Below are 431 nucleotides of genomic sequence, written 5' to 3' on the forward strand. Positions count from 1 at the left end.
GTCGAATTTCTTGTGCAGCACGGCGCGGTCGCCGTCGACATCGATGTCGCGCATGTTGGTGACGCGAAACAGCGCCTCGCGCAGCGGCTCGGCGAATTTGGTCGCCGCCGTCTCCCTGGCCTGGCGCAGCCATTCGTCGCGATAGATTTCGAGCCTTGGAAACTGCAGCCGCCAGGCGTCGGCGTTGTGCAGGAAATGCGCATGCATGCCGAAGAAGCTCGAGGCTACGAAATCATCCTCGACCATGGCCCAGTCCTGGCCGATGAAAGCGTCGATGTCGCGCCGCACCAGCATTTCCCAGAGCGCGTGGCGATCGGCATCGCCTGATGGAAACGGGTTCTTGTCGTAAGTCATCGCTGGGTGTCTCCGCTCTGGCAAATGCGTCTGTACGTTGCGGCTTCCAAGCCGCCCGTCAGCGCGTACGATGCAAG

The 431-nt window shown here is 61.9% G+C and carries 1 protein-coding gene; it reads right to left on the reverse strand.

Annotated elements, in window-relative coordinates:
- Window positions 1-354, reverse strand: a 354-nt coding sequence (locus EN906_RS36960) for a hypothetical protein (protein ID WP_127375904.1), incomplete at its 3' end; no start/stop codon positions are given.
- Window positions 355-431 lie beyond the last annotated feature (77 nt).

Origin of the sequence: Mesorhizobium sp. M7A.F.Ca.CA.004.06.1.1, from assembly GCF_003999135.1 — a bacterium.
In the GTDB taxonomy this organism is placed as follows: Bacteria; Pseudomonadota; Alphaproteobacteria; order Rhizobiales; family Rhizobiaceae; genus Mesorhizobium.